Raw genomic sequence first — 26,485 nt, forward strand, 5'->3', positions numbered from 1 at the left:
CACATCGGTGTATTTGAAATAGGGTCACGGAACACTCAAGCTTTGAGATCGAAAACATGGCTAAGTAGTGTTTCTGTCAGCACCTCTTCTGGTGGACCTTCGGTGACGAGACGCCCAACAGTGCCGAATGTCGGGCTTCACCTTTTAGTGATGAACAGATCGCAGATTCGACTGCAATAGTGACTTAAAGACTACGAAGATTTGGCCAAATAGCAGCGGTTCACTTCCAAGAAAGTTTCAATAAATTCGCCCACCGTTTTCCATTCCGAATCAAGGCCATCAATGACTAAATCATAACCTTCAATTTCTGAATTTTTCCCGTTGATTCCCATCGTATCTGGTAATTCATGACACAAAGTCAAGTAGGCCACTAAGCCACGATCCGACATCCCACCATTACCATTTTTATCACAGAATAATCGCCCATTCGTCGCTTCAGAATCATCATCGAGTGAATAATAAAGCCTATCAAGATCCTCATAGATATTGGTCGTGCCTGAGATCGAGAGCGTCGGTATATCAAAAGTGTATCTAAAGAATTCTTGAATATGATCAAGTAACGTTGAATACGTTTGAGGCATAGATAGATCTAAAGTTGGGCACCGCTGTTTATTCTTTCCTTGCTGTTCTTCTGATAAATTTTCATCGTCAAGCGACACAACTTGTTCAGGCTTTTTAAACTTAAAATACATTCTATTACTGTCAGGTGAGTTGTCATAAAGCGCGAGCATTATTGCCGTTTCTGAAATTGTCTCTCGCCATGCCAGTTTTTCTAACCACTCTACAGGTAGGGCATCCAAACCGTAATGTGCACCCGCTATCTGTCCGTATATAGCCGCTGTAGTATCGGCATCATCACCAAGGTTAGCAGCTAGCAACGCACCTTCAGCAAAAGAATTGGTCTGTAAAAAACACCAAACCGCTGCTTGTAAAGAGTCAACCACATAACCTCGCCCAAAAATTTCATCGCGTGTTGTTTCAGCATCGGCTGCTTTTTCGATCGCTCTACGTAATTTATTACTCCCCTTCCCTCGTTGTTCATCAATAGGAAAAGTAGCGAGTACATTATCAATCAATGCACTCTTATCTAGCTCATTGAAAATAATCAAATTCAATAAATAAGCGAGTATTTTACAAGCTTCAACACACTGCTCTTCACCATGAGTCGTTAATGAGCTTTGTACTGCCAGCGATTGAATTTGATCAGGAGTATGTCCTTTATGCTGAGAATAGAAAATAACGATAGGAGCAAGGCGCATGATACTGCCATTTCCTGCTGAGTATTCATTGGTTAACCCAGATTCAGGGTTATGGGTTTTCTCATAAGCTCTTAGCGATTCAGACACGGTATTACCAATATCAAAACATCGGCCAGTCGGCGAATTGTACCCAGTGTCACGCCAACGAATATAGCGCTCAACTTGATCTTTTGCATTGTGTCCTTGGCAAGAAAGCAATGAATCAGCTAAGCAGAGCGCCATTGAAGTATCATCCGTCCATTGACCAGCTTGAAGGTTAAACGGCCCTCCACCGCAAAGATCGGTAATGGGTTCAAAAGTATCTTTAGGCTGAAATTCAAGCGTTGTTCCTAAAGCGTCTCCCAATGCTAACCCTAGTAATGCCCCTTGCGCCCTTGAAAAAAAATCAATATGAGATGACAAATCTACGCTCTCCGTAATCAAATTTACTGCATGAACTGATACTAAACGATCTCCTTACAGAGTAATATGTTGTAATAGTATACATATCAAAATAACGAACAAAATCACGATATCATGGATTCAAAACCAACAATTCAGACTCATTGAGCTTATTGCTTATTGGGAAGGTCGACTCACCACAAACCATCCATGACACATCTCGCTAAAACATTCTGTGGTACGATCCAGTGACTGACTCAAGATAGATATTGAAATGAAAAGAAAACGAATCACACAAAATAAAGCCAAACTATCGCAGAGGCAAAGACAGGCTAAAAAAAATAGCCACCCGGCCAATTTGTACATGAGTACTCGAATGTCGCTGGTATTAGATGTTTTTACCTACATGGAAGAGTGCTTCAATAAATCGAGAGCAGAAGAAACACACAATATGAATGACGATACGCTCCAAGATAGCTTTGAAATCGCGTTCTCAGAACCATTAACTCAACCTGACATGATCATTGCGATCCACCAAGATCTACAATATTGGCAGGAGAGCGAAGAAGACTCTTCAAGCTACACACTCCTGCTAGAAACTCAATCGAGAATAGAGCGACTTTTTCCGTTTGTCAGAAGCGCAGAACCACTTAAAACCATCGACCTTGAGTGGTGTGTTTGGGAACAGATCTGCGCGGTGACACAAGACTATTCACTTAGAAGTTGTGGCACTTCGATCTATAAAAGGCCGGAAGCCGTAGCACCAGTAATGAGTGCAAATGAGCAAGTCATCCATGACCGCCAAGTCGCAGATTTTTTTAACAAGGCCGGTATCAAGCTAGATGAATAACGGTTGAAACAGAGTCATCGAGATTGAACCTACTCTAGGTAAATGGATGACATATGCTCATGCTATGAAGCAAACCGACCACAATAAACAAGACACCGAATTTAGAACAGGTAATAAAATGAACAAAATAGATTTCGTTAGTAAATTAAAAGAAGTGCTAACCAAAGGTGGGTCTCTCAATGGTAACGGCGATCTATGGACCCAAGAAAATTTCAATAATTTGAAAGCGGCGACGCTAGGTTCTCCCGATGAGGATAAAAACAAATCCTTTTCAGACAAAATTAAAACTCAGCTTGACGGGAAAGCTCCATCACTTCATCTACTCATGGTTGAAATACTGACTATCTATTACTTTATCCCAACCAGTATTAGCCGCTCTACAAAATCTAGCAATATAAATTATTTGATCTCTCTCATCCCAGATAGCCAGAATTTTGATTTTTCGTTTAGCATTGAATGTTTGGATTTCTACGGGATTGCGAGTGGTGGAATGGGATATAACACTAATAAATTTAGAGAGGTTTTCTATCCTATTACCGTATTTTCTAAGTGGTTCGACTTTAGTGAAACAGAACGAGAGCGCTTACTACAAGAAACTAATCATGCAGAATTTCAATATTTGATCGACAACCTTGATGAGTTAGAAGGAAGAACACCTCAATCTCGCCACGCACTACTGCACCTCTTATTCTCAAATCAATACGAGCCAATCATTAGCCAAGGCGAGAAAACTAAATTAGTGAACGCTTTTGAAGGGCTAATAGAGAATTCGGACATGATTAAAAATGCCGATGTAGACCAAAAAATACGCATGATTAAAACAAATCTTGCCGAAATCAGAGGCAAAGAGGTCAATTTCTATGATGAAGATCTTAAAAAGTTTTGGCTGCAAGGTTCATCTTCAAATAAAGACAATCCAGATTCATCATTGTTGGAATATAAAAAACAGATCGTTTTGTATGGGCCTCCAGGAACAAGTAAAACCTACAGAGCAAAAGAGTTAGCGAAAGAGATGATCAACCATCAGCTAGCGAAATCACTTGGTAGTCATCTATTCAAAGAAGAAGGACAAGCTAAATTAAAGATTGCCCATGAAAATAATATACATCGCTTACAACTGCATCCAGCCTATAGCTATGAAGACTTTGTTCGTGGTATGCACTTTCAAGGCGGCAACACTGTATATAAAAAGGGCTATCTATTAAACCTGATAGACAAGATGAAGTCTGAACCTGAACTTCCTCACGTTCTGATTTTAGACGAAATAAACCGAGTCGACCTCAGCCGATTATTTGGTGAATGCTTTAGCGCTCTTGAAAATAGAGGTGAGGCGATCGACTTAATCGGTAACACTGACACTGAACCAATGACATTAACAATCCCAGCCAACCTCTATGTCATTGGCACCATGAACCTTATAGATCACTCAGTCGAGCAACTAGATTTTGCACTCAGAAGACGTTTTCTATGGATTGAAGCCACATACTGCCCAGAAGCGCTATTTGATATTTGCCAAAATAATTGGACTAAATTCGTTCAAGGTAAAATATCTAAAGAGTTCAGTGCGGTAGAAGATGACTTTATTAAATTAGTCGAAGCTGCCAACAATTTGAATGACGAAATATCTAATGAAAGTGAATTAGGTGAAGATTTTAAACTCGGCCACGTTTTCTTTATCGATAGCGTGATCTTCTTACAAGAAGCATTAATGTCGCAACCAAAGAAAACAACCTATCTATTTAGAGAAAGCGGCTGGTATGAACCCATCACAAAACTTTGGAACTACTCATTAGAACCATTATTAAAAGAGTATCTTTCAGGCATAGATAAGGAAAGCAAAAAGCAAGTATTAGCTCGTCTTAAAAAATCATTTAACCCTAATAAGGGTAACTAATGCTGAAGGATTGTAGTCAAATTGATATTAATCAGTTCGCTAAAACTTACTTTGGTGGAACTGCAAAAAATAAAATTGACCAAGCGATAAATTGGTTGCAGAGACTTGGTGATTATAATCTAAACAACAACGACGTATTACGTTATACCAATGCATCTCGTGAAATGGAGCCGATTGTTTACTGTGATGGCAAAGGCACATGGTGGACGGGAAGATATGTGGGAGCCATATTTTTCGATGGGATAAATCTTGATATTGCTCCGCGCTTTCCCTTTTCTTTTTTTATCGATAATTTTCCTATCAATAACTTTATCCCCATTGATACGAAAAAATCGATAAAACAGGAAAAAAGCATGGAGGGAACAGTACTAGAACTGATGCTCGCCATTCAATGGGTTAACCTTTTAGTCAACGCATCTAAACATGCCTTGCCCGTGGTTCAAAAAAAGAAAACCCATATAAAATCAGCCATTGTTGGAAGATTAGATGTTCGAGCCACTCTCAAGCAAAGAGTGGTCGATGGATCCAAGGTTGTGTCGACTTCTTTTTCTAAAGATATCAATAACCCGATTACGCAGGTCATTGTTCTAGCCTACTATGAGATTCAAAAATGGTTTCCATCACACGATGTTATGCACTGGATGCCCGAGGTCACTGCGGCGCGTTTGCAAAAGATGATTGATGCCACACCTCGCCGCACCAAAGCCCCCAATCATCAAGAGATAAAATCCGCGAAGTTAATGCCAATTGCAAGAGAGTATCGCTCGGTTGCCCGTCTCAGCAAAGATGTGTTAAATCGTAAGAATCTATCAGAGCATCAAAGTCACTCGACAAATAAAACGATGCTAATAGACGTTGCAGAGCTATGGGAAGCTTATGTATTTAACGTACTTAAGCAAGTTACCCCAGAGAACCTGAACGTAAAAAATGGCACCTCTACTAGTCAGAATTATTTGCTTAAGTCTGAAGAAAAAACCCTTGGAAAGTTGATACCTGACTATCTAATTTTAGACCGTAATAAATCACAGAATGATGACGATGCACTAATCGTCGCTGATGCAAAATATAAACGAATTGGCGACGCACCTTGGATGAGTCCGAAGCGGGATGATCTTTATCAAATGTCGGCATACCTTAATAATTTCACACACGCAAACAGTGGCTTCCTTTTCTACCCTAAATGGGATGATGACCTTAGCGAAATCGTTAAACAAAACCCTTGGCAATTTAACAATGGCAAAGAGTTAAGCTTTATCCAACTCCCCATACATCTGGATGATGCCATTACGTTCCTTAACAAAAACGCCATTACCCCTTCAACTCATACACAGAATTAAAGACCTGATAACAAAGGTATTTCTAAAAACTGGAGCGTTTTATCACTCCAGTTTGCCATTCACTGGCATCGACAACCCAGTAATGTCAGAAATAGGAAAAGTTGTCCAAATATCCTCACTGGCGCACATCATTTCTACTCAATTTATGAATACTACCCCTATCAGCAAACTAGATAAAAAGTGCAAATTTCGCTCATTGTTTGTAAAAAAAACCAATGACCGATTTGCTTATAGTTTGATACCGAGATTCTGGCAAAATTGCCGATAATTAACAGAAATGAACAGGAGCTTAACCAATGAACATGATGCTATTTAGCAACGGTAAAATTCCGGGCGACCAACAGATTTTACAATACGGCCTTGAATGGATTCGCGCTGCCGTCGAGCGCACGCAAGCTAAAAAGTTACTTTTCATTCCATACGCAATGATTCGCGGAAACTACGATGATCGTGTAACGGCACTACAAGACATTTTAGGCCCAATGGGATGCGAAGTGACTGGGATCCATCAAGCGGATGATCCTGTGAAAGCGATAGAAGAAGCCGATGGTATCGTCGTCAGTGGCGGCAATACTTGGGTACTAAACAAAATGCTTCATGACTTGGGTTTAGTTCGTCCAATTCGTCAAGCCGTTCTTAACCACAACAAGCTCTACATTGGCTGGAGTGCTGGTACTAACATTGCAACCCCTACCATTCGCACAACGAACGACATGCCAATCGTCAGCGCTGCCATTCTGCCTTCGTTAAACCTTGTTCCTTTCCAGATCAACCCGCATTACATTGAAGCGAATATTTCTGGTCACATGGGCGAAACTCGTGATGAGCGTATTGAAGAGTTTTTAGCGATTAACCAGCATGAAATTGTGGTGGGTATTCCTGAAGGCACAATGCTACAAGTGATTGGCGATAAGCTGACATACCACAGCGCAACCGATGCGCCACTAAAACTGTTCAAGCATCAGCAAGAAGCAGAGTACTACCATGAACATGATGAATTTGAATTCTTAATGTCCCATGGTTGCTAACCTGCCTCTCTAGCATAAACATATACGTATTGGCATAGCGAAACACGCTATGCCTTTTTATATGGTGGTGTCTATTTACTCGCGTCTTCTTTCTCGCTTTCACGCTGTAAACTTTGCTTAAAAACCTCTTTAATCATCACGTATCGTTCAGGCAGTTGACGATTACGTTTTTGTACCAAATACAGAGTCTCCAATACGGTTTCAGACGGGGTATGCACATGCAGGAAGTGTCTTTCTGCAAACATTTCAACCGCACTCTGTGGCAGTACAGTAAATCCAATCCCTTGAGAAATGGGCAGTAATATTTGGCCAATTTGGTTGATATAACTCACTACAGGAAAGCTATCACTATTAAGCGCAGCCAATTTCTTATCGCCACAAAGATCAAAATAGAGAGATAAATAGTGCTCTGCATCAGGATGTTTCACTAGACCTAATTGAACCAAAAGCTCTGGGGTAATGGGTAAATCTTGATATTGACGAGGTAGGATTAAGCATAATGGCTCACTCGCGAATTTTTTAGATTGAAATAGGCTCGGAGTGGGAATATGCGTGACAACACCTAAATCAATACTGCCACTTTGAATGTCATCCAAGATCTTATGGTTGGGTGCCGCTTCGATATGTGCCGTCAACTCAGGGTACTGTTTTTGTAACGATATCAGCTGTGGGTACATCAATAGCGCCAAAGCACCAGAACAGGCCAAACGACACTCTCCTGATTGAGGGTCATCAAAGCTCAGACTTTCAAGAAGTTCCAGCTCGCGCAGAGACTGAGTCAGTGCGTAGTCATACACCTGTTGCCCTTGCTCGGTCAGCTCAAAACTCTTCCCTTCTCGCTTTAAAAGTTCATGTCCACATGCCAGCTCTAACTTTTTGATATGTTGGCTTACTCCGGGCTGAGTCATATACAATTTTTCAGCTGTCTGAGTAAAATGCCCCACTTCAACCAGAACCTTAAACGTTTCCAACCATTGTGGATTTAATGCTGCCATGCTTTTCTCTCCCAACCGTGATCTTTCGAGCATTCAATATCAGGAGAGATAATAACAAAAAATTATCATTAGGCGAAAGGTTGATATTTTTAAATTATAAATAAGGATTTATGAATAGACATTATTCATATTAAAAAAGAGAAGAGATCAACTTTACATTAAAAATCCAAACGTGAAGATGACCCCTTTCTAATAACAACACCGATGGGTTTAGCGTAAATAACTCTTTTCAAATGAATCAGCAGTAACAGGCTTGCCGTAAAGGTAGCCTTGTCCATAATCGCACTCTTCAAATTTAATGAAATCATCTTGGGCTTGTGTTTCTACCCCTTCGGCGATGACGTGCATATCCAACTTTTTACCAATGGCGATGATCGCTTTAGAAAGCTCTCTATCTTGCTCATTTTTTTCTATATTAGTGATAAAGCAGCGGTCAATTTTAAGGGTATTAAAAGAATATTTTTGTAAGTAACTTAAAGATGAATACCCCGTCCCAAAATCATCCAAAGACACTCTAACACCCAGTTGCTGCAGCTTCTTGATCGTACGCTGCGCAATATGCTCATCTTGCAATAAAATGCCTTCAGTAATCTCAAGCTCCAACGCCGATGCGGGTAATTGGTACAAAGTTAAAAGATCGGCAACATGTTCAGCAAAGCTCGAGCACCTAAATTGAACCGGAGAGATATTAATCGCGATTCGAAAATCGCCCGGTTGTAGGACATACCATTTTGCAGCTTGGGAAATCGCAGTATGTAAGACAAAGTTACCGATCTCATTGATCTGTCCATTGTGCTCGGCAAGGCTGATAAATTGATCCGGCGGTACATTTCCTAAAATTGGGCTATTCCAACGCAATAGGGCTTCCGCACCGATCACTTTGTTATCCTTGAGGCAGAAGAGAGGCTGGTAGTTAAGGCTCAACTCTCGATTTTTAAGTGCATCGACTAAATTAGATTCCAGGTGATATCGCTGCTCAATATTTAACTGAGTTTGCTTCGTAAAGAATGTGTATTGAGAACCATCAACCTTACTGATATCCATCGCCGCTCCCGCTTTCTGTATCAATTCAGCTGCGTTATCAGAATCTGACGGTGACTGCGCTATCCCCATGCAGCAAGGAATCGTGATGGTAAATTCGTCGATCGTAAACGGGTGATTACTGCTAGTTATGATTTGATTAATCAACTGCATTTCATCTGTTGTATCACTCTTAGGTTGCGCGATAACAAATTCCGCTCCCGCGACTCTGGCAAATAGAGTATCGCTGCTTAGAAAGCGCTGTACACGTTGGCTAAAAAGCTGCAGTAATTTATCGCCAATCACATAACCGTAACTATTATTAATCGACTTAAAATTTCGTAATCCAAAATAGATAATGGTTGTATGTGGTGATATTGAAGCATTTAACTGTTGGGTCAATGAACTCATAAAGCTTAAGCGATTAGGTAAGCCAGTGAGAGCATCGTAGCTTTTATAGTAGTCTACGGAATCTTCAATGACTCTACGGCTCTCAATTTCTTGAATCAACTTTTCACTCAATTTTGCCAGTTCTGAGGTTCTCTGTTGAACATTATTTTCAAGGATTTGATTCAGATATTGCAACTCGGAATGTTGATATAAGCTCGCCAAGTTAGCGTTAATTCCATTTTGAAACCGTTCCAATAACTGTCGGTAAAGTGGGCTGTATTCTCGTTCTTGACTATCTAACATACAAATAGTGCCAAATGGTGTCTTATCTGGCCAAGTTAACGGCAACCCACAGTAAGCGATCATTCCTAGCTTGATGTCAGGGTTATGATCCCAATCCTTATCCTTAAGTGCGTTAGGTATATTCAATTCACTCTGATTCTGAATCACCGTTTCACAGTAAAGGCCATTACCTAGCACCTCACTATCATGCCGGTGGTAAGGGTTACCTTGAGTTCGGCTCGCTGTAAATACTGAAATATCAGTCGCTGTGACTCTCATAATCAGCACCGCAGGACTATCGACAATCTCCGCTAAGAGATCGAGTGTTTGCTGCCAACCATTAAACATCTCATCAGGTACATCTATCTGAGAGGTATTAATATTCAGGTGACCAAATAGGTGCTCATATTGCAGTTTTTTAAGCTCGCTTTTATAGGGCATCGCATAGTGTCCTTGCTATGAGTTCGACTCATATTCAAATAATAATAGCTCTTGTTTGCAAACATCGTTATGTCTTCGAGATGAAATTAAAGAGAATAATCTCCTCAACAATCCCGGTTCATTTACCCTTTACACTTGGTAATTAGACTTATCACCAATATCGAAATGAAGCGGCATTCGCCATTTTTCATAGGATAAATAAGCTAACACGAAACCTGAAACGAATAACATCACAGCGGCCAACATCCAACTTTCAAACATCATCAAAAATGTGCTTAAAGCCAGTAACAGTGGTACCAATTTTAAACCTAGCACTTTAAAACAGAAGGACTCTTTTAACGCAATTCCGGAGAAGGTAATAAAAATAAAACCAAGAGATAGCCATGAATAAAACAGATTGGGATCACTCAACATCAAAAGAATACCAATCCAACTCGACCATGAGATCACCGCTCTCACAAGCTTATCGTAAACGTGTATATTAGCCGCGCTCATAGCCGCTGAGATACTCATGATCAGCAAGCACCCTCTCTCCATATCGGCAGGTATCACCATCCACTCTGCTTTTCCTGCCAGTATTGCGGAATACATAATCGCCACTACCGAAAACAAGCTAATACCACTCCGATACAAACACACGCTTAATTTATCAAAGCGATCTAACGTCTCTTTATGCTCTGGATTTGCCACGATTTAACTCCCCAACTCTGACTTGTCATGCAGTATATACTGAAACTCAAACCACGTTCATAACCGCATTCACAGCTTCAAATTGATTGAAGTTTCAAGGTGCAATAACATCGCTCATCCTACAGCACAATAATCTTATGAAATCCCCTTTAATAGCAGTGAATGTTTTCAAATAACGTCGCTCTAGGTGTTTAAATTATAAGTTTTTTAAATCTAGGTTTTTAAATTCTGAGCTTTTAAATTCCATATTTTCATCTGTTTTACTCACTGTACATCTCAATTTACTCCGTCTCGCTTTTAGATTTCAAGCACAATTTAACATTTTGGTTACACTTAATGTATTCGCAATACCAATGTTAATGACAATTAAAAGTGATGTTCCTAGAGTAAAGCATCAACTTATTGGTATTGGTTACAAGCAGTTAGGCATAACTCGTCATCATCGACAGTGGATTTGTCGAACTGAGCTACCAAAGGAGCTTGAGATGAATGTTCAGGCGTTACCTATGCATCGGTTTATCGACCATCAAGGCAATCTTGTTTGCCCACTCCCATCATGGGCCGACAAAGCAACACTAAAAGGGTTTTACTGCGACATGGTATTAACCCGCACCTACGATAAAAAAGCCGTCGCGCTTCAGAGGACCGGGAAATTAGGCACTTACCCTTCACACCTTGGTGCAGAAGCCATTGGGGTTGCCATCGGACGTGCGCTCAATTCTGATGACGTTTTCATTCCATATTATCGAGATTTTCCTGCGATGTGGGCTCGTGGAATACCAATGGAGAAAAACCTCCAATACTGGGGAGGTGATGAGCGAGGCAGTGACTTCAGTTCAAGCAGCACCTCGCCAAACCACCCACCTCAACAAAGTTATGATTTGCCCTTTTGCGTTCCTATCGCGACCCAATGTACCCATGCCGTTGGGGTTGCTTCTGCATTGAAAATCGAAGGAAAACATAAAGCCGCATTGGTCACATGTGGTGATGGCGCGACTTCTAAGGGGGATTTTCTAGAGTCTTTGAATTGTGCGGGCACATGGAACATCCCATTAATTTTTGTCGTCAATAACAACCAGTGGGCCATCTCTGTTCCCCGTAGCCTGCAATGCGCAGCAGAGTTTCTTTCCGAAAAATCGGCAGGCGCTGGCATCTCTGGCATCACTGTTGATGGAAACGACATTGTCGCCATGTTTGATGCCATATTATCCGCGCTTGATCATGCACGAAAAGGGAAAGGAGCAACGCTCATAGAAGCAATAAGCTATCGCTTAAGCGACCACACCACGGCTGATGATGCCACTCGCTATCGAAGCGATGAAGAGCTTCATGAGGCATGGGAATTTGAACCGATCAGCCGACTAAAAACCTTTCTTATTCAACAAGGCTACTGGTCAGAAAAAGAAGATCAGCAGTGGTTAGAACATTGCCAAAAAGTGATAGAACAAGCCGTAGACAACTACCTAAATACTCCTGGTCAAGCCCCTGAAAGCGCCTTTGATTTTCTCTACGAATCTCTCAGCCCAGATTTGCACCACCAGCGAGATGAAATCATCAACAAAGCAATGCGGTTGCAAGGAGGCAAGCATGGCTGAAATAACATTGGTAGAAGCGGTCAACCTTGCTCTGCATTATGAGATGGCATCCGACTCTAACGTGGTACTTTTAGGGGAGGACGTGGGTGACAACGGAGGAGTATTTCGTGCCACTGTCGGTCTCAAAGAGAAATTCGGTTTAAAGCGCGTCATTGATTCCCCCCTCGCTGAGGCGTTAATTGCAGGCGTGGCAATTGGCATGGCCTCGCAAGGGTTACGCCCCATTGCAGAGTTCCAATTTCAAGGTTTCATCTTTCCAGCCATGGAACATTTAATGTGCCATGCCGCCAGAATCCGTAATCGAACTCGTGGGCGTCTCACCTGCCCTGCGGTTTTTCGAGCGCCATTTGGTGGAGGCATCCATGCGCCCGAACATCACTCCGAGAGCATTGAAACCTTATTCGCCCATATTCCAGGTTTAAAAGTGGTCATCCCATCCTCGCCACAGCGTGCCTACGGTTTACTGCTGGCCTCCATTCGCAGTAACGACCCTGTGATGTTCTTCGAACCAAAACGGATTTATCGCACTGTCAAGTCCGATGTTGTCGATAACGGAAAAGCGTTACCTCTCGACAGTTGCTTCACGCTTCGCAAAGGGCGAGATTTAACTTTAGTCACTTGGGGAGCGTGTGTTGTCGAATCCCTACAAGCGGCGAATACGCTTTCTGCTCAAGGCATTGAAGTGGAAGTGATTGATCTCGCGAGTATCAAACCTATCGATATGGCAACGATTCTACACTCGCTAGAGAAAACAGGTCGTCTGTTAGTGGTTCACGAAGCGAGTAAAACCTGTGGCGTAGGCGCTGAAATTCTGGCTCGAACAGCAGAACAGGCGATGTGCTTATTAAAAGCCCCACCTAAGCGAGTAACAGGGATGGATACCATTATGCCTTATTACCGAAACGAAGATTTTTTCTTGATAAAAGAGCAGGATATTGTCCTAGCCGCACAAGAGTTAGTGGAGGGATGGAAATGAAATCTTTTATGCTACCAGACTTAGGCGAAGGCCTTGCCGAATCAGAAATCGTGCAATGGCACATCAACATTGGAGATCATGTCAAGGTTGATCAGATTGTGGTGACGATTGAAACAGCAAAAGCGATCGTAGAAGTGCCCGCCCCCTACAGTGGTAAAATCGTCCGTCGGTATGGTGAAGAGGGAGATGTCATTAATATCGGCTCCCTTTTACTTGAGATTGAAGAAGAGGGAGAACTGACGAAAGTAAACTCTGAACCGTCTCTATCCGAATCCACGCTATCTGGCTCTGAACAATCCGGCTCTAAGCGATCTAGTTCTAAACAATCGAACTCCGCTCAAAATGATTCAACCATCAGCAAGAAGCAAGATGCCGCAACCGTAGTTGGCAATGTATCGCAGCAAAACCATCACGTTAATATCGATGATTTCTGGATCGGTGGTGATCCTAATACGAGCACCGAAAGTCTCATTACCGCCATGCCTTCTGCTCGGCTATTAGCGCAGCAGTTAGGCGTAGACTTACACGAAATCGTAGGCAGTGGCGCTGATGGCTTGATCACCGATGATGATATTTACCAACAGTGTGACAAACAACTCCCTGGCACTGAAGTACTCAAAGGGTCTCGACGTGCGATGGCAAATGCGATGACGCACTCGCATCACAATGTCGCAGCAGTAACCATCACAGAAGAAGCCTTACTGATGAATTGGGCCGAAAATGAAGATATCTCCATTCGACTGATTCAAGCGGTACTCAATGCTTGCCAACAGGAGCCAGCACTCAATGCATGGTTTGATGCTGAAACCATGACTCGATGCATTCATACCACGGTCAATGTAGGCGTGGCAGTAGACAGTTCGCACGGTCTGTATGTGCCAGTATTGCGTCACGCTGATGAGTACAGTGCCAAAGGGATTCGTCTGTGGCTTGATAAAACGGTGGATGGTATCCGAGAGCGCAAGATCGGCAGAGAACAGTTACAACATGCCACCATCACACTATCCAACTTTGGTGCCATCGCTGGGATTTATGCCACACCTGTCGTGTCTCCCCCACAGGTCGCTATCGTGGGAGCAGGACGAATCATCCGCAAAGTAATCGTAGAAAACGATAAAGCGGTAGAGGTCAAAGCGATGCCATTATCGATGACCTTTGATCATCGAGCGTGTACAGGAGGGGAAGCGGCGCGATTTATTAAAGCCTTAGTGACACATTTACAGCATGCTAAAGTGCAATAACGCTCATCTGCCATAGCACTTGTATACAATAGTACTTATCTGCAATAGCACTTACCTACAATAGCGCTCATCGATGCGAATACTCGTGATAGAGCATCAGTTTAAAAGAGAATGATTCGCTCACAACCCATTTACACTGAGCGAATCAATTCAGGCATGATTTCAAAGAGATCGCCGACGATTCCATAATCGGCGACCTGAAAAATCGGCGCATCTGGGTCACTATTGATCGCGACGATCACCTTAGACTCTTTCATGCCTGCTAGATGCTGGATCGCCCCTGAAATGCCCACTGCGATATACAACTCTGGAGCCACTATCTTACCCGTCTGCCCAACTTGAAGATCGTTAGATACAAATCCTGCATCTACCGCCGCCCGAGATGCACCAATCGCACCACCGAGCTTATCGGCAAGCTGCTCAATTAAACCGAAATGCTCTTGGCTACCCAAGCCTCGTCCACCTGAAATAACGACCCGAGCTTCGGGTAACTCAGGACGCTCACTTTCAACTTTCAGCTGCGACACAAATTCTGTCGATTGTGCTTTGATGCTCTTGTCCCATCTCTCTATCTTTGCCTTTTTGTCTTCACTAGAAACAAGTTCCTCACTCTCTATGGCATCAAACGCTGAGCTTCGAATTGTGATCACTTTAATTGAGTCGAGAGATTTCACTTTTGCGAGCGCGTTGCCTGCATAAATCGGGCGAATCACGATATCTGGAGTCTGGATCTCAACCACATCTGAAAGCTGCCCCACTTCCAATAGAGCCGCAACACGAGGCATCAGATCTTTCCCAAACGTTGTCGCAGGGGCGAGTAGATGCGAATAATCTTGTCCGATTTCAGCAATCAACTCCGCCATATTTTCTGCCAGCCTATATTGATGATCACTTGAATCGGCGACAATCACTTTATCAACGCCACTAATTGCCGTTATTGAGTCGACCACCATTTCACAACTATGCCCTGCGACAAACACAGAAACGGCGCCTTTATCGTGCTGTTCACTACTCATTATTAGCAAGCTTGCGGCTTTGATGGTTCGCAATGTTTCCATCGAGACTTGTGAGTTATCGTGCTGTGCAACAACTAAAACTCTTAACGGTTGATCGTCCATGTGTTTACTCCTCATCCCTACCCGAACAATGCGTACCTCTTACCACTACGCTAAATGACTTTGGCTTCACTCTTCAGTTTATCCACCAGCTCTGTCACGTTTTGCACTATGACTCCGGCTTTTCGCTCTGCTGGCGGCATCACTTCAAGTATCTCTTGGTGTTTCACCTCTTCAACCCCTAGCGCACTTGCCGTTAACACTTCTAATGGCTTTCGTTTGGCTTTCATTATATTTGGTAAGGAGGCATAACGAGGTTCATTAAGGCGCAAATCGGTACTGATAATCGCAGGAAGCGCCAACTTCAACGTTTCCAGACCACCATCAATTTCACGAGTGACTTCTACGCTGCTCTTATTACCATCCTCATCAGCAACGATTTTCAACTGCGAAGCAAATGTTCCTTGCGGACGCTGAGTCAGAGCCGCCAACATTTGTGCCACTTGATTGTTGTCAGTATCAATCGATTGCTTACCAAGTAGCACCAACCCTGCCTCGTCGAGCATTGATTCCTGCTGCATCACCGCTTTCAAAAGTTTGGCAACGGTAAGAGGCTCAGGAGGTGTGATGAAATCAATATGAATAGCGCGATCGGCCCCTAAAGCCAGCGCCGTACGCAACTGCTCCTGACAACCATGATCACCCGCAGACACCACAATAACTTCATCCACATATCCCGTTTCTTTCAACCTCACAGCCTCTTCAACCGCGATTTCACAAAACGGATTCATCGTCATTTTTACGTTACTGTTTTCAACGGCTGAACCATCACTTTTAACCCTAATTTTGACATAGGGATCGATCACTCGTTTGATTGCGACTAATACTTTCACAATGCCATCCTTATCAATGAGCGCTACTCATGTCTGCCTTACTTTTGAGCTTAGTAAAGTTTACGTTTACGTCAACTGGACTATATTTAATGGTAAGTCAGCGTAATACAGCAGGGCTATCGTATGGGCAGTGAGCGTATGGACAGAGAGTGCATGGAATTTGACGTAGTAATTGTCGGTGCAGGCCCATCAGGCTTAGCGGCCGCTTGCAAACTCGCGCAATTAACCCAATTGGAAAACCGATCTCCAATATCCATCTGCGTAGTGGAAAAAGGGGCGGAAGTTGGTGCTCACATTCTCTCTGGAGCTCTGTTTGAAACGAGCGCGCTAGATGAGCTATTCCCTGAATGGCAGAGCATGGATACTCCTATCTCAACCCCCGTAAATAACGATAAGTTTGTCTACCTCACCACTCAACATAACCACCTAACAGTACCTCGGGTGCTGACCCCAAACCCCATGCACAACAATGACGAAAACTACGTGATCAGTTTATCGAACTTATGCCGTTGGTTAGCACAACAAGCTGAAACACTCGGTGTCGAAATCTTCCCCGGCTTCGCGGCCACTTCCATCAATTACGATGACAATGGCACAGTGACAGGCATCAAAACCTCCGACATGGGACGAGACAGACATGGTGAACCTAAAGCTAATTTTGAAGCGGGAATTGAGCTAAAAGCCAAATACACTATTTTTGCTGAAGGGGCGCGTGGTCACTTGGGCAAACAGCTCATGAGTAAGTATCGACTTGATGCAGATAAACAACCGCAGCATTATGCGCTTGGGCTCAAAGAGATATGGGAAGTGCCTAGTTCCGAAACTAAAGCAGGAGATGTCATCCATAGTATTGGTTGGCCATTAAGCGAATCAGACAGCTCTGGTGGCGGATTTCTTTACCATTTAGAAAACAACAAAGTCGCGGTGGGATTGATTGTCGACCTCAATTACAGCAATCCATATTTAGACCCTTTCGAGGAGTTTCAAAGACTTAAACACCACCCTGTTTTTAGTCAGCATCTCAGAGGCGGTAGTCGTATTTCTTATGGCGCGAGAGCGATTGCAAAAGGTGGGTTTTCTTCCCTCCCGAAACAGCAATTTCCTGGTGGTTTATTGATTGGATGCGATGCTGGCACACTCAATGTGGCCAAAATTAAAGGGTGCCATACCGCCATGAAATCTGGGATGTTGGCGGCAGAAGCGATTTTTAACGCTTTAGAAAATGTGAATGATCAACCACTTGAGCCTGATTACGATACTCAGTTTAAAGCTTCTTGGCTCTATCAAGAACTCGAAGATACTCGCAGCTTCAGCGCCGCTATTCACAAGTACGGCAACCTACTCGGTGGAGCGCTGATTACTCTTGAGCACAATGTATGGATCCCTCTATTTAACCAACCTGAACCTTGGGTGATTCATGACAGAAAGGCGGATCACCTTCACCTAAAAGAACTTAGCCAGTGCCCGCCAATCACTTACCCGAAACCTGATGGAGTATTAAGCTTTGATCGAGCGTCGTCTGTCTACCTATCATCGACTCAACATGAAGAAAATCAACCTTGCCACCTCTTGTTGAACGACTCGACCATTCCTATTCAAAACCATTTATCTCGATTTGATGAACCTAGCCAGCGTTACTGCCCTGCCGGGGTATATGAAGTGGTCATTACGGACAATGAAAAGCGATTTCAAATCAACCCTGCCAACTGTTTACACTGTAAAACTTGCGATATAAAAGACCCATCGAAAAACATTAGCTGGCAACCTCCAGAAGGCGGAGGCGGGCCTAATTATCGGGATATGTAGATAATAGGATAGCCCACGATCACGTGTATCTATCACTTATCAAGCCCTTACTCTCCTGATATGGTCGATGGCTTGAGTTCCTCTTCATTAGCTCCCAATCACGATGCTATCTATCGCGGCCGCTTTGTTTCATGTACTCCCCCGCATCTTAGACCGTTTGTTCAAGTCTTAGCTAACTTCTTGCACAGTAACTCCATGCTAAAGTGGTTGCGTAGCCCCGCTAACCTGTTAACTTATTATTTTCCAAGAAATTAGCATTCAAACTAGGTACATTCTTAGTATACGGAACTCTTGGCAATACACTTCAAACTGCATGGGAGATAACAGTGCAAGAGGAATATATGGATTACTATGCGAATTTTGATGAAGAGCAGCGTCTCGTTTGTCAAAACATTACTCGCATTGAATTTGATACCACCATCAACCAACTAGAATTATTTACTCACTCAGCCGAAACGCTTACCGAGTTTGGTGCTGCAACGGGTCGCTATTCCATTTTTTATGCCCAAAAAGGCTTAGATGTAACCGCAGTCGAGCTCGTTCCGGAATTGGTTGCACAACTAAAACAAAATGCCGTTGTTCAAAATGTTGAGCTGAACGTATATGAAGCAAATGCAACGGATGTTTCTTTTGTTCCAGACAGCTCTCAAGATATGGTGTTAATTCTTGGGCCCCTGTACCACATACAAGAAGAAAGCGAACGACAAGCTGTAATAAGAGAAGCTCATAGAATTCTTAAGCCAAATGGTGTTGTCGCAGTCGCTTATATCAGCCGTTTCTTTGTAGCCGGACTGCTTGCTAAAATGTCGAGTACTTTGATTTCACCACAAATACTTAGTGAATTGAACGAAACGGGATTAGTTACATCGAAAGATGTCGATGCATTCTTTAGAACAGGATATTTTGCAAAACCTTCTGAAATCGAAAACTTAACTAAATCCGAAGGGTTCTGTATAGAAAAGCATGTGGCGACAGATGGCTTTGGACGTTACATCGGTTCTGAAATCAATTCATTATCAGAACAACAATACCAAGCTTGGTTGCAGCATCATCTATTGGTGTGTTCTGAACCATCACTTCTAGGTTCGAGTAACCACGGTTTGGTTATCGCACGTAAGTACAGTTAACAAATAACCATAAGTGTCGTTTAGTATTAAAAATAATGGAAACTTGTCGTATGAATAATCTTTTTACGTATATTGCCGCGATAAAAGGTGAAATGACGGGATTAAAACTGGTAAGTCATGAATCAATCGACAAATCTTATAAAGATCAGGACATAGCCGTTGATTGTGTAGAGTCGCTATTTCATTTTTCAAACGGAGTCATAATAAAGCATTGCACTGAGTCAGAGCTCTTTGAAACGACGGAAAAAACATGTCCGGAGTGTTGGATTTCATATGAGGTAATTTCAGACTCAAAAAGCACTAAGGTACGCCCCATAAGAAAGACCTTCACAAACCATTGCCAAGAGATTTTTTGGCTAAAAATCAATAAGCAACAGGTAAATCCATAACAAGAGGCCGTTGCTAGCCTCTTGTTCTAACAGTGAGTAAAATACACTGAGTTGTATTTATTTAGAGTGGCTTAACGACACTCGACTGGTTAGCAGTGTCGTTAACTTGATATCCCAAGCCTATAATTTTCTTGCGAATTGTATCAGCTTCATCATATCGACCTTGCTGTTTCATACGTTGGCGTTGTTCAACGAGGTCTTGAACTTGCGTGGGGATTGTTATTTGCTCTACCTTATCAAGTTCTAAACCAAATATTTGATCAAAATAGAGTAACGTCGCTTTTTTATTGGCTGGTTCCATTGCGCTATCAAGAACTTTCCATACTAAGGCTAATGCCTGTGGCATGTTTAAATCACGGTTGATACGTGCAAAGAATTCAGCTTTGAACTGGTTGTCGACGCGACCACCGTCAGGCATATCTATAATTTTCTCTCTTAATCGACGGAGGGCCTTTTGTGCGCCAGCCAATCCTTCCCAGGAAAAGCTGAGCTGGCTACGATAGTGACTGGTTAAGGTTAAATAACGATAAGCCAGAGGATCATAACCTTTGTCGATTAAGCTTTTTAAACGCAATGTAAAGCCAGACTTAGATATTTTCTCATTGTTAATATTTAAAAAGTAACCATGCAACCAATAGTTTGCTTGTACATGTCCATTTTTAGCTTGGCATTGAGCTATTTCATTAGTGTGGTGAACAGGAATATGATCTTCACCACCGACATGTATATCGAAGGTTTCTCCTAAATACTTCTCTGCCATCGCTGAACATTCAATATGCCACCCAGGAAAGCCTTTTCCCCATGGGCTTAGCCACTCCATTTGTCGTTTCTGTTGGTTACTAAATTTCCATAACGCAAAATCTGTTGGGTGCTTTTTCTCTGCCATATCAACGCGAATACCCGCTTCCAAACCGTGCTTATCTAGTCGTGCAAGCTTTCCATAATCGGGCAATTTATCTGTGTCAAAGTAAATACCATCGCTGGTTTGGTAGGTATAGCCTTTCGCTTCGAGTGACTGAATAAACGAGATTTGCTCTTGGATATGATCGGTAGCTCGGCAAGTGGTCGAAGGCTGAAGAATATTAAGCAGTTTAAGATCTATAAAAAATGCATCTTCAAAAAATGTGGCGATATCCCAAGCTGATTTTTTCTGTGTGCGTGCGCCTTTTTCCATCTTATCTTCACCACTGTCACCATCTGAAACCAAGTGGCCGACATCGGTTATATTCATTACATGATTAACCTGATACCCGTTGATTTGTAGCACACGCTTTAAGACATCAACGAATAAATAGGTCCGTAGATTACCGACATGTGCGTAGTCATAGACTGTCGGACCACATGCATAAAGCCCAACCTTATTTGATTGAATTGTATCGAACGGACTCAATGTTCTATTCAGAGTATTGAAGAGTTGGAGTGTTGGTTGGGTCATAAATCATATCCTTATAAATACAAAAAGGCCGTGGATGTAAACATCAACGGCCTAGGTAATAGTGCGATAGGTTTGCTATGTAATAGCTACACGAAAACGGCCGTAAATAAGGTATTTACAGCAACAACATAGAAGGTGAGTGAAAGCAGTTATCAGCGTCATAATTTCTAAACTAAAATAGATAATTATCAAAAGCAATAATTTTATTCGGCGCGGTATGTTGAGAGTCACTCTTAGCGGCAACGTTCCAAATACAGTCAATAACGGAGGAGATGTTTCCAATTGAATGCATTATCGATCATTGAGCTAGTCGATTAAATATGGGAACCGTAACGTTGAATCCAGAGGTGATTTTTGCATCAATCACCTAGATTACTCTCGAATTTGGCCTTTTCAGTATCAATCCGATAGCCTTTGCGCCAAAGTAGTGGGTAACCAAGCAACAGAACAAACATCATCAACGAGGTTAAAACATTGAACGACCAATCGCCAGTCATCATTATTGAAGATGAATCTGCCATTGCAGACAACTTGATTCATGTTTTAGAGATGGATGGCTACCACGTGGAGTGGTTTACAACGGCAGGAGAAGGCTTGGCTTTTTTGCAAAAACACTCAGCACTTCTACTCGTGCTAGATGTCGGATTGCCTGATGGTAACGGCTTTGAACTGTGCAAAACTATCCGAGAATTTTCTGACATTCCGATTATCTTTCTAACCGCTAGGAGTGATGAAATTGACCGTGTCGTTGGCTTGGAAATTGGAGCTGACGACTACGTGACTAAGCCATTTAGCCCTCGCGAAATGCTAGCTCGCATCAAACTTCGAATCAAAGCTAAAGCGCCTATGGCTGAATTAAGCCCAGAGCCAAAACCAGAACGAAGTCCAGCCTTTGTGAAACTTCAACCAACCCATGATTTAGTCGCACACAACTTTGATTACGGTGTTGGAGGCAAAATGCTTGGTCTTACTGCCGTTGAGTTTAAGATCCTTGATAAGCTTATTTCCATATCTTCTAATGTATTGAGCCGAGAGCAGTTAATGATTGCCGCAGATATGACGCCAGAGGCAGCTTACGAACGAAATATCGATACTCACATCAAAGCCATTCGCCATAAGCTGAAGCCGTTTGAGATGTCTGAACGAATTTGTACCAAACGAGGCTTTGGTTACTTCTACAGTATTAAGGGAGAATGATGAATCGCTGGCCAAGGATCCCGCTTGGGTTAAGGCTGTTTTTGCTCTACTTTATCTTAGTAGGAATGACGGCTTATATGGTGAGTAAAACCGTTGTTCAAGAGCTTAAACCGACAGTACGTCAAACCACCGAAGAAACACTAGTTGATATGGCGAACTTGCTTGCAGTATTGGCAGAAGAGGACGTTGCCAATAGCAAATTATCAGAGAGTCGTTTTTCCCAACTTTTAGCGGCTTATGGCCAACGAAAACCACATGCACGCATTTGGGAAATTGGGAAAAAAGCGATTAACCATCGAATTTATATTACGGATAAACAAGGCACTGTAATTGCGGATTCTTGGGAGCAAGACATCGGCAAAGACTACTCACAATGGAACGATGTGTATCTCACGCTTCGCGGTCAATATGGTGCGCGTAGTACCATTGAAGATCCGAATGATCCGCTCTCTACCGTGATGCATGTCGCTGCGCCGATTTACCACAACGGCGAAATCATTGGTAGTGTGACAGTGGCAAAGTCCAATCGCTCAGTGCAACCATTTATCGACCTTTCTAAACGTAACGTGCTGTTTTGGATGGTGTGGATGAGCGGCTTAGTGCTACTTGCAGGAGCCTTGTTTGCTTGGCGAATTCACTCCGCATTGAATAAATTGGAAGTTTACGCGACCAAAATGGGCGAAGGCGAAAAAGTATCTAAGCCAAAATTTCGCATTTTTTACGAATATGGAACGCTCAGTGATGCGCTAGAGAAAATGCGCAATCAACTTGACGGAAAACAGTATGTCGAAGAGTACGTCCAGACCCTGACTCATGAGTTAAAAAGCCCGCTATCTGCCATCAAAGGGGCAAGCGAAATATTGCAGATGCCGTTACCTGAAGAAAAAATCGCTCGGTTCGCTGGCAACATCGAACGAGAAAGTGATCGCATGCAATCACTGATTGATAAGTTACTTGAACTGGCTCGTCTTGAAAAACGCCCAGAGCTTGAACAAGTCGAACAGATTTTAGTACACCAAATGGTGAGCGAAGTGGTTGACTCTGCGGACGCGCGTTTGAGTGGTAAGGCGGTCACTGCGGAAATCAAGGTTGATGAAAGTCTCGTGGTGCTTGGCGATACCTTTTTACTTAAGCAAGCTACCTTTAACTTGATGGATAATGCGCTGGATTTCGCTTACTCCGGAGGACATATTGAGTGGAAAGCAGAAATAGTTAAGGGCAATATACGACTCTCTATTTTCAACTCAGGCCCTCACATTCCAGACTATGCAATGCCTCGATTAACTGAGCGATTTTATTCTCTCGCTCGTGAAAATGGCGTTAAGAGCACCGGATTGGGACTCAACTTTGTAGAGCAAGTAGCTAAGCTGCATAAAGGTGAACTACGAGTAGAAAACATTGAATCCGGCGTGAAAGTGACTCTGACTTTACCAACTCCATAGAAACTCCACATTAGCTCCATTCGTTCTCCAAACTGTTGATTTAGATTATCTACATCAGCAAATGGAGAATAAAACATGAAAAAAATCCTCAATAATCAGCTCGGCATGAAGTTCACCTTCGTGCTGTTTTTGTTTGTCTTACTGCAAATCCCCCTTTCAATGGTCACGGGGCTTATCTCAGAACGTTCGTATCGCCAAGATGAAGTAAGGAATGACATAGCACGCAGCAGCAGCGGCGAACAACGCATCATTGGTCCTTTCATCATGGTGAACTACACCGAGACCAGCTATCGAGATGAAAAAGTCCAGATTAAAGAACGCCGTAAATTCCTCTTACCTAATACCTTCGATATGAGCGCTGATCTGGACAGTTTTGAAAAATATCGCGGTATTTACCGTGCGCGTTTATACAAAGCACAAGTGGCGCTTAACGGTGTTTTTGATGCAGGTGACTTAGCGGCACTGCATGATCTTGATATTAAAAACATCAGCCTTGTGGTTGGCATTGAAGACAGTCGCGGACTGATTCGCCTTGATGACATGACGCTCGCAAGCTCAGATATTGAAGTGATACCAGGAACCGGATTAGATCAGCTACCACAAGGTTTCCATAGTGAGCTAAAACTGGATGACCTGAAAACAGAACAACCTTTGGCATTCGACCTTAACTTCTTACTCCAAGGGATGGGACAACTGCAAGTGACGCCAATTGGCAGCGAAACTACGGTGGAATTGTCTTCTCCTTGGGCTCACCCTAGCTTTATCGGTGACTACTTACCAGTGGCGTCAGATATATCTGAAGATGGATTTAAAGCGCAGTGGGTAAGTAATAACTTCTCTACCAATATCGCGCAATTATTCCAAAGCTGCCTGTCATCAAACAGCGCTTGCTATGAGCTTGAGCAACGACAAATGGGAGTGGATTTGATTGATCCCGTTGATCACTATCTGAAATCTCATCGCGCTGTGAATTACTCACTATTAGTGATAACGCTAGTATTCGCGAGCTTCTTTCTGTTGGAACTGTTTCAAGCGCGTCCAGTCCACCCTGTGCAATATGGGTTTATTGGCTTGGCTCTGGCGCTTTTCTATTTGCTGCTGATTTCGATGAGTGAGCACCTAGGTTTCAACTGGGCATATGTCGTGTCAGCGGTGGCATCGACGGGTCTATTGAGCGTGTACGTCAGTGGTATGTTGAATAACCTAAAGCATGGCACGGTATTTGGTGTGTTATTGCTTACGATCTACGGCTTATTGTTTGGGTTGCTTCAAGCAGAAAGTTACGCGTTAGTCATGGGCGCATTACTGTGCTTCGCGATTTTGAGCTTCACTATGGTGATCACACGCAACATTGACTGGTATGCCCGCAATATAAAAGTGGGAGACGAAGTAAAGGCTACAAATGAAGATGCTTAAGCAGAATATTTCTGCCCGTCAGCAAAGCGAAATGAATGACAATAATACCGGTATTTACTTTCGTTTTTCTACGATACATGGGCTTAAAAGCTTCATCTGTTTCATCGCTCTGGTGGTCATCGCGCTTTACGTTCGAGACAGCTTTATTCGCCCGACATTCGGTGATGTGTTGGTTGTTGTTTGGCTTTACTACTTGTTGGCGAGCATCCTCTCAATGCCCGTCAAATGGCTCGCTGCGTTGGTGGTATTAATAGCGTTTGTTGTCGAATTTGGACAGCTATTACAGGTGGCGACTTGGCTTGGTATCGAATCACCCTCACTTCTTGCCATGATTTTAGGCGCGACATTTGATTGGAAAGATCTGTTTGCTTACGGCGTAGGAGGTGCATTGTGCTGGTGGATGGAGGCGAAATGAAATTGAAAGTGGATTCAACAATAACTCATTGTGTTCAGCCAAAGCGACGTTTTCGTAAAAGAATCAGCTTGCTCAAGCAAGTATACCTTTGGTCATTAACCAACAAAGAGCAGCCTTAGAGTGAATTGGATAAGGTTTTTCTTTTAGGCTCTCGCATTCTCGAATAACCCAAGTGAATCTTAAGCTCACTGCTACTCATGGTGAGCTTAGATTTATTTTATAGATCTTCGTGAATGATCATTTAAGCCAGATTTTGGGTCTCAATAAAAGCTGACAATTTTTCAATATTCTTAACTTTTAATTGGTTACCAATCTTTTCGACAAACCCCAAGTCAAGCAATTGATGAACCACACGGCTATAGGTTCGCTCTGAACAACCAAAACGTTCAGCTTCTTTATATGCCTGAGCAAAATTAATTTTAGGTTTAGCTTCGAGGTAGCGTTGCTCAATATCCCAGGCGATGTTGTAAATTAAGGGATATAAAATTCGGTTCATTGCCACCGACATAGTATCCTGGTATTTCTCTGACAATGACTGGCTTAGCCAAATAGCCAGCATGGGCTCTTGCTGCATAAATTCAGAAATAAGGCTTACAGGTACAACTTTAGCCTCAAGTATATCACTGGCACGGATATCAAACTGGCACTTGGTATTTGTAAGAAATTCGACTTCTCCAAACAAGCGATTGTCGGCAAAAAAGAGACCTAAACTCAAGCCACGTCCATTCTTAGCGGTATGATCAATACTGTACTCGCCCATTCCAACCCAATACAGCTCGCAGATCTCTTGTCCTTGTTTTAGTAAATAGTCACCAGGCTGAAAATGTTTGGTTTTTAGTTCTTGTTTTTCCAAAAGCTGACAGAATAACGCATGACCATGCTTCGATAATTCTTTGATTTTATTCACTTCGATGACCTGCGATTATTTTTG

At 42.7% G+C, this 26,485-nt stretch carries 22 protein-coding genes and 1 pseudogene; 14 read left to right on the top strand and 9 right to left on the bottom strand.

Going from position 1 to position 26,485, the window contains the following annotated elements:
* Positions 1–35: 35 nt before the first annotated feature.
* Together L4C39_RS02610 and L4C39_RS02615 are read right to left on the bottom strand one after the other, a co-directional pair.
* Positions 36–116: pseudogene (locus L4C39_RS02610) on the bottom strand (ferric citrate ABC transporter ATP-binding protein FecE); the annotation flags it as partial.
* Between the two features lie 75 nt (positions 117–191).
* Entirely contained in the window at positions 192–1,661 is a 1,470-nt protein-coding gene (locus L4C39_RS02615) for an ADP-ribosylglycohydrolase family protein (RefSeq protein ID WP_261890103.1), read from the bottom strand.
* Positions 1,662–1,779: 118 nt separating this feature from the next.
* Here L4C39_RS02615 and L4C39_RS20190 point away from each other — a divergent pair, with 118 nt between their 5' ends.
* The 5 genes from L4C39_RS20190 to pepE all read left to right on the top strand — a co-directional run bounded on the left by L4C39_RS20190 (position 1,780) and on the right by pepE (position 6,749).
* Positions 1,780–1,854, top strand: a complete 75-nt coding sequence (locus L4C39_RS20190) for a BrxR family helix-turn-helix transcriptional regulator (protein ID WP_489686396.1) — start codon at positions 1,780–1,782, stop codon at positions 1,852–1,854.
* A 60-nt stretch (positions 1,855–1,914) separates the two neighbouring features.
* Entirely contained in the window at positions 1,915–2,490 is a 576-nt protein-coding gene (locus L4C39_RS02620; protein ID WP_261890102.1) for a hypothetical protein, read from the top strand.
* A 118-nt stretch (positions 2,491–2,608) separates the two neighbouring features.
* Positions 2,609–4,384 carry an McrB family protein gene (locus L4C39_RS02625; RefSeq protein WP_429744239.1) on the top strand — a complete coding sequence of 592 codons (1,776 nt, stop codon included), beginning with the start codon at positions 2,609–2,611 and terminating at the stop codon, positions 4,382–4,384.
* Entirely contained in the window at positions 4,384–5,721 is a 1,338-nt protein-coding gene (locus L4C39_RS02630; protein WP_429744241.1) for a 5-methylcytosine restriction system specificity protein McrC, read from the top strand. The genes L4C39_RS02625 and L4C39_RS02630 overlap by 1 nt, the downstream gene beginning before the upstream one ends.
* A 296-nt stretch (positions 5,722–6,017) precedes the next feature.
* Entirely contained in the window at positions 6,018–6,749 is a 732-nt protein-coding gene (pepE, locus tag L4C39_RS02635; RefSeq protein WP_017054760.1) for a dipeptidase PepE, read from the top strand.
* Between the two features lie 71 nt (positions 6,750–6,820).
* Here pepE and L4C39_RS02640 read toward each other — a convergent pair whose 3' ends face one another.
* The 3 genes from L4C39_RS02640 to L4C39_RS02650 all read right to left on the bottom strand — a co-directional run bounded on the left by L4C39_RS02640 (position 6,821) and on the right by L4C39_RS02650 (position 10,567).
* Complete coding sequence (locus L4C39_RS02640; protein ID WP_017054761.1) at positions 6,821–7,744, bottom strand: LysR family transcriptional regulator; 924 nt, start codon at positions 7,742–7,744, stop codon at positions 6,821–6,823.
* Between the two features lie 210 nt (positions 7,745–7,954).
* Positions 7,955–9,877 (bottom strand): sensor domain-containing phosphodiesterase, encoded by a 1,923-nt coding sequence (locus L4C39_RS02645; protein WP_261890099.1) that lies wholly within the window; start codon positions 9,875–9,877, stop codon positions 7,955–7,957.
* Positions 9,878–10,006: 129 nt separating this feature from the next.
* Positions 10,007–10,567: a DUF2301 domain-containing membrane protein gene (locus L4C39_RS02650; protein ID WP_261890098.1), complete on the bottom strand. Its 561-nt coding sequence runs from the start codon at positions 10,565–10,567 to the stop codon at positions 10,007–10,009.
* A gap of 485 nt (positions 10,568–11,052) precedes the next feature.
* On the opposite strand from L4C39_RS02650, the gene pdhA reads away from it, so the two are divergent.
* From pdhA to L4C39_RS02665, 3 genes are read left to right on the top strand one after another with little or no spacing between them, the layout of a single operon-like run.
* Positions 11,053–12,162 (top strand): pyruvate dehydrogenase (acetyl-transferring) E1 component subunit alpha, encoded by a 1,110-nt coding sequence (gene pdhA / locus L4C39_RS02655; RefSeq protein ID WP_113797126.1) that lies wholly within the window; start codon positions 11,053–11,055, stop codon positions 12,160–12,162.
* On the top strand, positions 12,155–13,138 hold the full coding sequence (locus L4C39_RS02660) for an alpha-ketoacid dehydrogenase subunit beta (protein ID WP_136994822.1): 984 nt from the start codon (positions 12,155–12,157) through the stop codon (positions 13,136–13,138). The genes pdhA and L4C39_RS02660 overlap by 8 nt, the downstream gene beginning before the upstream one ends.
* Positions 13,135–14,379, top strand: coding sequence for a dihydrolipoamide acetyltransferase family protein (locus L4C39_RS02665; protein ID WP_261890097.1), 1,245 nt, complete (start codon positions 13,135–13,137; stop codon positions 14,377–14,379). Before L4C39_RS02660 ends, L4C39_RS02665 begins: the two co-directional genes overlap by 4 nt.
* A 131-nt stretch (positions 14,380–14,510) precedes the next feature.
* On the opposite strand, the gene L4C39_RS02670 is transcribed toward L4C39_RS02665, so the two are convergent.
* Positions 14,511–15,497 (bottom strand): electron transfer flavoprotein subunit alpha/FixB family protein, encoded by a 987-nt coding sequence (locus tag L4C39_RS02670; protein WP_261890096.1) that lies wholly within the window; start codon positions 15,495–15,497, stop codon positions 14,511–14,513.
* Positions 15,498–15,547: 50 nt separating this feature from the next.
* Positions 15,548–16,327: an electron transfer flavoprotein subunit beta/FixA family protein gene (locus L4C39_RS02675; RefSeq protein WP_261890095.1), complete on the bottom strand. Its 780-nt coding sequence runs from the start codon at positions 16,325–16,327 to the stop codon at positions 15,548–15,550.
* A gap of 138 nt (positions 16,328–16,465) precedes the next feature.
* Here L4C39_RS02675 and L4C39_RS02680 point away from each other — a divergent pair, with 138 nt between their 5' ends.
* Both L4C39_RS02680 and L4C39_RS02685 read left to right on the top strand, forming a co-directional pair.
* Positions 16,466–18,133: an electron transfer flavoprotein-ubiquinone oxidoreductase gene (locus L4C39_RS02680; protein WP_261890132.1), complete on the top strand. Its 1,668-nt coding sequence runs from the start codon at positions 16,466–16,468 to the stop codon at positions 18,131–18,133.
* A 326-nt stretch (positions 18,134–18,459) separates the two neighbouring features.
* Complete coding sequence (locus L4C39_RS02685) at positions 18,460–19,260, top strand: class I SAM-dependent methyltransferase (protein ID WP_390903269.1); 801 nt, start codon at positions 18,460–18,462, stop codon at positions 19,258–19,260.
* A gap of 450 nt (positions 19,261–19,710) precedes the next feature.
* Here the strand turns inward: L4C39_RS02685 and cysS are convergent, their stop codons facing one another.
* Entirely contained in the window at positions 19,711–21,084 is a 1,374-nt protein-coding gene (cysS, locus tag L4C39_RS02690) for a cysteine--tRNA ligase (protein WP_261890094.1), read from the bottom strand.
* 474 nt (positions 21,085–21,558) lie between these two features.
* Between cysS and L4C39_RS02695 the strand changes: the two genes are divergently transcribed.
* From L4C39_RS02695 to L4C39_RS02710, 4 genes are all read left to right on the top strand, one after another.
* Complete coding sequence (locus tag L4C39_RS02695) at positions 21,559–22,281, top strand: response regulator (RefSeq protein WP_017054771.1); 723 nt, start codon at positions 21,559–21,561, stop codon at positions 22,279–22,281.
* The gene (gene creC, locus L4C39_RS02700) at positions 22,281–23,723 is read left to right on the top strand and encodes a two-component system sensor histidine kinase CreC (RefSeq protein WP_429744247.1); all 1,443 of its coding nucleotides are present in this window, start codon (positions 22,281–22,283) and stop codon (positions 23,721–23,723) included. Before L4C39_RS02695 ends, creC begins: the two co-directional genes overlap by 1 nt.
* A 75-nt stretch (positions 23,724–23,798) precedes the next feature.
* Positions 23,799–25,139: a cell envelope integrity protein CreD gene (creD, locus tag L4C39_RS02705; protein ID WP_429744249.1), complete on the top strand. Its 1,341-nt coding sequence runs from the start codon at positions 23,799–23,801 to the stop codon at positions 25,137–25,139.
* Complete coding sequence (locus L4C39_RS02710; protein ID WP_429744251.1) at positions 25,126–25,554, top strand: ribosomal maturation YjgA family protein; 429 nt, start codon at positions 25,126–25,128, stop codon at positions 25,552–25,554. Before creD ends, L4C39_RS02710 begins: the two co-directional genes overlap by 14 nt.
* A gap of 241 nt (positions 25,555–25,795) precedes the next feature.
* Here the strand turns inward: L4C39_RS02710 and L4C39_RS02715 are convergent, their stop codons facing one another.
* On the bottom strand, positions 25,796–26,461 hold the full coding sequence (locus tag L4C39_RS02715) for a Crp/Fnr family transcriptional regulator (protein WP_261890090.1): 666 nt from the start codon (positions 26,459–26,461) through the stop codon (positions 25,796–25,798).
* Between the last annotated feature and the right edge of the window lie 24 nt (positions 26,462–26,485).

Origin of the sequence: Vibrio clamense, from assembly GCF_050337905.1 — a bacterium.
Classification (GTDB): Bacteria; Pseudomonadota; Gammaproteobacteria; order Enterobacterales; family Vibrionaceae; genus Vibrio; species Vibrio cortegadensis.

Bases quoted from the DNA above. Each gene is read 5' to 3' on its own strand.
- creC (WP_429744247.1), top strand. From the start codon at position 22,281: ATGAATCGCTGGCCAAGGATCCCGCTTGGGTTAAGGCTGTTTTTGCTC.
- pdhA (WP_113797126.1), top strand. From the start codon at position 11,053: ATGAATGTTCAGGCGTTACCTATGCATCGGTTTATCGACCATCAAGGC.
- L4C39_RS02665 (WP_261890097.1), top strand. From the start codon at position 13,135: ATGAAATCTTTTATGCTACCAGACTTAGGCGAAGGCCTTGCCGAATCA.
- pepE (WP_017054760.1), top strand. From the start codon at position 6,018: ATGAACATGATGCTATTTAGCAACGGTAAAATTCCGGGCGACCAACAG.
- L4C39_RS02645 (WP_261890099.1), bottom strand. From the start codon at position 9,877: ATGCCCTATAAAAGCGAGCTTAAAAAACTGCAATATGAGCACCTATTT.
- L4C39_RS02625 (WP_429744239.1), top strand. From the start codon at position 2,609: ATGAACAAAATAGATTTCGTTAGTAAATTAAAAGAAGTGCTAACCAAA.
- L4C39_RS02620 (WP_261890102.1), top strand. From the start codon at position 1,915: ATGAAAAGAAAACGAATCACACAAAATAAAGCCAAACTATCGCAGAGG.
- creD (WP_429744249.1), top strand. From the start codon at position 23,799: ATGAAAAAAATCCTCAATAATCAGCTCGGCATGAAGTTCACCTTCGTG.
- cysS (WP_261890094.1), bottom strand. From the start codon at position 21,084: ATGACCCAACCAACACTCCAACTCTTCAATACTCTGAATAGAACATTG.
- L4C39_RS02630 (WP_429744241.1), top strand. From the start codon at position 4,384: ATGCTGAAGGATTGTAGTCAAATTGATATTAATCAGTTCGCTAAAACT.
- L4C39_RS02710 (WP_429744251.1), top strand. From the start codon at position 25,126: ATGAAGATGCTTAAGCAGAATATTTCTGCCCGTCAGCAAAGCGAAATG.
- L4C39_RS02670 (WP_261890096.1), bottom strand. From the start codon at position 15,497: ATGGACGATCAACCGTTAAGAGTTTTAGTTGTTGCACAGCACGATAAC.
- L4C39_RS02640 (WP_017054761.1), bottom strand. From the start codon at position 7,744: ATGGCAGCATTAAATCCACAATGGTTGGAAACGTTTAAGGTTCTGGTT.
- L4C39_RS02660 (WP_136994822.1), top strand. From the start codon at position 12,155: ATGGCTGAAATAACATTGGTAGAAGCGGTCAACCTTGCTCTGCATTAT.
- L4C39_RS02680 (WP_261890132.1), top strand. From the start codon at position 16,466: ATGGACAGAGAGTGCATGGAATTTGACGTAGTAATTGTCGGTGCAGGC.